This is a genomic window from Fulvivirga lutimaris (assembly GCF_009711525.1).
In the GTDB taxonomy this organism is placed as follows: Bacteria; Bacteroidota; Bacteroidia; order Cytophagales; family Cyclobacteriaceae; genus Fulvivirga; species Fulvivirga lutimaris.
Genome location: NZ_SMLV01000200.1, coordinates 1 through 4994, shown reverse-complemented (window position 1 = coordinate 4994; position 4994 = coordinate 1). Strand labels below are relative to the sequence as shown.

At 36.1% G+C, this 4994-nt stretch carries 4 protein-coding genes and 1 pseudogene; all 5 read right to left on the bottom strand.

Annotation, left to right across the window (positions count from 1 at the left end; translation table 11 throughout):
- Positions 1-420 (bottom strand): annotated as a pseudogene (locus E1140_RS01970) (hypothetical protein); the annotation flags it as partial.
- 14 nt (positions 421-434) lie between these two features.
- Positions 435-1319 (bottom strand): GAF domain-containing protein, encoded by an 885-nt coding sequence (locus E1140_RS01965; protein ID WP_155178484.1) that lies wholly within the window; start codon positions 1317-1319, stop codon positions 435-437.
- The gene (locus E1140_RS01960) at positions 1320-1913 is read right to left on the bottom strand and encodes a chemotaxis protein CheB (protein WP_185153372.1); all 594 of its coding nucleotides are present in this window, start codon (positions 1911-1913) and stop codon (positions 1320-1322) included.
- A gap of 16 nt (positions 1914-1929) precedes the next feature.
- Positions 1930-2748 (bottom strand): CheR family methyltransferase, encoded by an 819-nt coding sequence (locus E1140_RS01955; RefSeq protein WP_155178482.1) that lies wholly within the window; start codon positions 2746-2748, stop codon positions 1930-1932.
- A 94-nt stretch (positions 2749-2842) separates the two neighbouring features.
- A partial coding sequence (locus E1140_RS01950) for a GAF domain-containing protein (RefSeq protein ID WP_155178480.1) occupies positions 2843-4994 on the bottom strand: 2152 nt, incomplete at its 5' end.

Genomic DNA, 4994 nt, shown 5'->3' with positions numbered 1-4994 from the left:
TTCACCAAAATCTTCAAATCCTCCTCCGAAAGGGTCGTCTTCTACCGGCTCATCAAAAGAAGCAAAAGGATCTGCCTCTTCCTCTTCGGCAGCAAAAGGATCTGCTTCATCTGCACCACCACCAAAATCGAAATCCATTCCGCTTCCGCCTGAACTACTGGAACTTGAGGATGCCGTTATGCCTTCTTTCAAATCCTTGGCTTGCTGCATGAATTTTAAACTTGCAACTACATGGTCAAAAGAAGTTTTGAGTTTACTGGCTTTACTTTCGCTTACCACGCGCAGGCTTTCGCTGTATCTTTGCTGCACAGCTTCCTTGCTCTGACGATAGGAAATGTAACTAATGGCCAGAAGTGTTACCACGACAATGCTGATAACTAGACCTGTAATTTTCGTACTTATGGATATCTGTTTAAACATATATTTGATATGTTTTAATCTTTTTTAGTTCCTTTACTTTTAGCTGTCTTTTTCACCGGTTTCTTTTCTTCCTTCACTTCATCAGCCTTTGGAGCTTCTTTTTTATCTGAAGGTTTTCCGTATAAGTTACCAGTTATTAATTTGAATGCTTCATCTACTGCATCTATGTGTTGTTTATTAAATGCGGTGAAGGATGCTATTTCTACAACTCCACATAATTCACCAGCATATTGCACAGGACATAATAAAACATGGGTTGGTGATGCACTTCCTAAGCCAGAAATGATTTTAATATAGCCATCGGGTATATCATCAAGATTTATAGGCTTTTGCTCAGCTGCTACCTGACCAACTAGACCTTCACCAAACTCGAAGGTAGGTCTTTGACTCTCACCCAAACTAAGTGCGTAGGTTGCATTCATTTGAAGCACTTTTTTCTCACCATCTTCACGAACGGTATAATATGCTCCAGCTCCAGCTTCCAAATTTTTGCAAATCTCTGTTAGTCCATGCGTCAGAATTTTTTCTTCTGATTTAGCCTTAGCAGCTGAAATGTCTTTAATTGATGAGAAGTCTAACTTTTTATCTTCGTTCTTCTTGTCCTCATCTTCATCTGTTTTTTTCTTTTTGTCGTCCTTCTTCTCAACATAGATTATTTCCATACTCTTATTATTAAAGAAGAAATAAACCAAGCTAAGGCCTATAAGAATAGAAATACCACATGTCACATAAAGCTTGATAAGAACCGGTTGTGCACTCGAAATTTGAGAAACATCTAAGGCCTGACTGCCATAAACAAGATCATTTTGAAGTGTGATGAGAGTATAAGCAACAATCAGAACACTTATTATGTAAATAAGGGATATAACTATACTTAACTTGCGTTGATCTAATTTCATTTACTTATACTGTTTATGTAATTGTTTGAAAAACTCTACAATTTCATCAATCTTTAGGACATGGTCAATTGTTGTTGCATTCATTGCTGCTTTTGGCATTGTTTCGATCATACATTCTGCCGGATCCTGAACAATTGTTAAACCTCCTCTATCCTTAATGTATTTCATTCCTAATCCACCGTCTCGATTAGCACCAGATAATAAAATCCCAATAAGCTTATCTCTAAAGACATAAGCCGTTGTACCCAAAGTTAAGTCAATGGCTGGTCGTGAATTGTTGATCATCTCTTCAGTAGATAAACTGAAATAATGACCTAACTCTGTGCACATATGGTAATTAGATGGTGCCAAATATACTTTACCTTTTTTTATTGGTTGTTTGTCATACGGCTCTACAATTTCAGCAATACTTTTTATTGAAAGAGCTTCTACGAAGCCATTTCTAACATGCTTCAATCTATGAAGACACATAATAATTGGCAATGGAAAATTGTTAGGCAGATTTGAAAGTATTTTTACAATACCTTGAAAACTACCTGCTGACCCTCCAATTACGATGGCCTTATACCGATTATCTAAATTAAAGTTCGTCACCGATTTTAAAAGTCTCTCAATCTTTTATTTTCTTATAAATCTTCTCTTCGTTGTTAACAATTATAAACTTGCTCGCAATGTCACACCAAATGAGAGATTCCTTGGAACCGATGGCCAAGTAACCATATTTAAATAAACTTTCATGAAATTTCTTTAGCACCTCATTTTGAAGTGTTTGATTAAAATAAATCATCACATTTCTACAAAGTACAAGATCGAATTTGTTAAATACCTCACCGTTAACAAGGTCATGCTTACGGAAAGAAACATTTTCAACCAATGTCTTATCTAAAACGGCTTTTCCATTTACCTCTTTATAATAATCTTTTAATGATTTAGTGCCCTGATACCGAATATAGTTCTTCTCATTAAGCTCCATATTCTTGATATTGTACTCACCACTCTTAGCTCTATCTAAAATATTGGTATCTAAATCCGTTGCAATAATACTTGCATTATCAAGCAGATTCATCTCTCTCAACAAAATGGCCATAGAAAAGACTTCTTCACCAGAAGAACAACCAGCATGCCATATCCTAATCTTTTGATGATTGAGTAGAATGCCAGGGATAATATCATCTCTTAATACTCGCCAAAAAGAGGGGTCACGGAACATCTCAGTAACGTTGACAGTAATTTCGTTTAGAAAATCATCAAGGAATCCCGGATCGTATAGCCTTTTCATCAACGTTTCCATGGTCATACTCTTTATCTCAAGTATGCGAGAGATTCTTCTTTTAAAGGAAGACATAGCATAATTAGTAAAATCGTAATTATACTTTGTCTTTACCACCTCCGTGATCTTCTTTAAGTCTGCAATATCAATTTCCTTCATGAATCGATGGGCTTAGAGGTATTTATTGTATCTCGTAAATTAATAAATTTTCATTTATTAATTTTTTAATTTTTCTATTATTCCACTTTAAATGCTATGACCAAATGATAAGGAGCTTTTTACTCGTTTTATCACCCGATATATCTCTAACTGAAACACTTATGGTTCCGGCATTTAATATTTTTAATTCTTTTTGATCTCCTTCAGCTAAAACAATATTGGTAGGGGTCTCAAAAATAGTCGATATATTTTGATGATCACCACCTAATTGGTTTTGAGCATTGTTGTTCACTTCAAGTATGTTACCTTCAGTATCTACAATAAGGTAGTTCCCAATGTTTTTAAATGCTGACAAAATCTTTTCAGAGGTCTTTAATTTATTATCAAGCTGTGTTTGGGTGATTTCAAGGGCTTCCATATTTTGCCTTAATTCTTCTTCAACCTCTTTGACCCCTTCCCATTCATCCACTGCTACAGTTTCAGATTCTTTTTCAAATTGGACAATCAACTCTACTATCTTCACCACCTCACCATCTTCATCCAGAATAGGATTAAATGAGGATTTGTAAATGACCTCACCAGCAGTTTTGTGGTTTTTTGAAACCCATCCACTATATGGATTTCCACTTCTTACATCATAGAATATATCTGCATCCGGATGTAGTACAAAGAAATTAGCACTTACAATGCTGCTATGATCGTATCCCAATGACTGGTAGTATTTCTCATTCGTTGTAATAATGTCACCATCCACACTGAATTCTGCAGTACCAAGGGAATTGTTAATGGCGTCTAACTGAGCCATAACGGCTTGCTCTTTACGGGCCATTTCCTCCTGCGTAGCAGATAGCTCTTCCATATTTTGGCGCATTTCTTCTTCCTGAGCTTGCATTTGTTCCGTTAGCTGCTGAGACTCCTCAAGAAGGTGTTTTGTTTTTTCATTGGCTTTTACACCAGCTATGGTAGCTGCAATGCTCTCACCCAACTTCTCTACAAATTGAATTTGATATTCTTCAAACTCATGGAAAGATGCTAATTCTATTACTCCATAGATATCATTTTCAATTTTAAGAGGTACCAATAAAATTGTTGTAGGGTTGGCATCTCCCAAGCCTGAAGTGATTTCTATGTAATCTTCAGGTATTTCAAACAAATAAATGGTTTTGCGTTCAAGGTAAGTTTGTCCAACAAGTCCTTCACCCAAACGATAACTCTTCTGATTGTATTTTTTGTCATTAAAGGCATATAATGAGATTAATTCCAAGTACTTGTTTTCAGGATCTTCCTCATTGATGATATAAATACCTCCCTGATTTGATTTTGTGTAGTCGACAAGGTTGGAAATGATAGCATCACTTAGCCCCTGCACATTATCATTGGCTCTTAGTATGTCAACAAATTTGGCAAGTCCTCCCGTTGTCCATTTTCGCTCTGACTCTTCGAGCTCCATGCGTTTCATTTGGTCACGCATGTTTAGAAGTGCCCCTTCCAGACTATTTTTGTCTGCATTTGATTCATCTATACCTTCCAGGTGCTCATCTAGCTTGCCTTCACCTATTTTAGATACAAAATTGGTTGAACGCTGAAAGGCCAATGCAATATTGTTAAAGCCTTTGGCTATTGTGCCAATTTCATTATTCCTTTCATATTCAGCTTTTTTACTGAAATCATTGGCACTAAATAATGTGCCCAAATTCTGAAGCGGAACAAAAACATAATTTCTTATCGCTAAAAGAACAACTACAATTGCAATTGCATTAAACAGCAAAAAGAAAATCAATATTAAGCTTAATGTTTCATCGGCCTCTTGCTGATCTAGCCTTAAAATATTCTCCATTTCATCCAGAAGGACAGGTAATTTCTTTTGATCTATCCTTAGCGCATTTGCCGCCTTTCTAACTACATGATTGTCAACTGTTATTTGTTTGTCCTGAATTTCGGTGGTCGTAGTTGAATCATCAATAACAACCATAACAGCTTGTTGTATTGTAGTATCTTTCTGATGCTCTTCGTTGATGATAATGGCAATATTATCTTTTAGTTGCTGCCAGGCTGGTTGCGAGTTGCTGATCAGTTTATTGAGTCTGTCAGAGCCTGAGCCAATCTCAACTTTGGAGGTGGTAAGTACACCACCATTTTTAAATTTATCCAGCTCATTTTCAAAATCAACTATTTGGCTGCTGAGGTTATCTTTGGCCATTGCATTATCATTGATGGCCAAATCAATGTTTTCTTTCATACTGGCT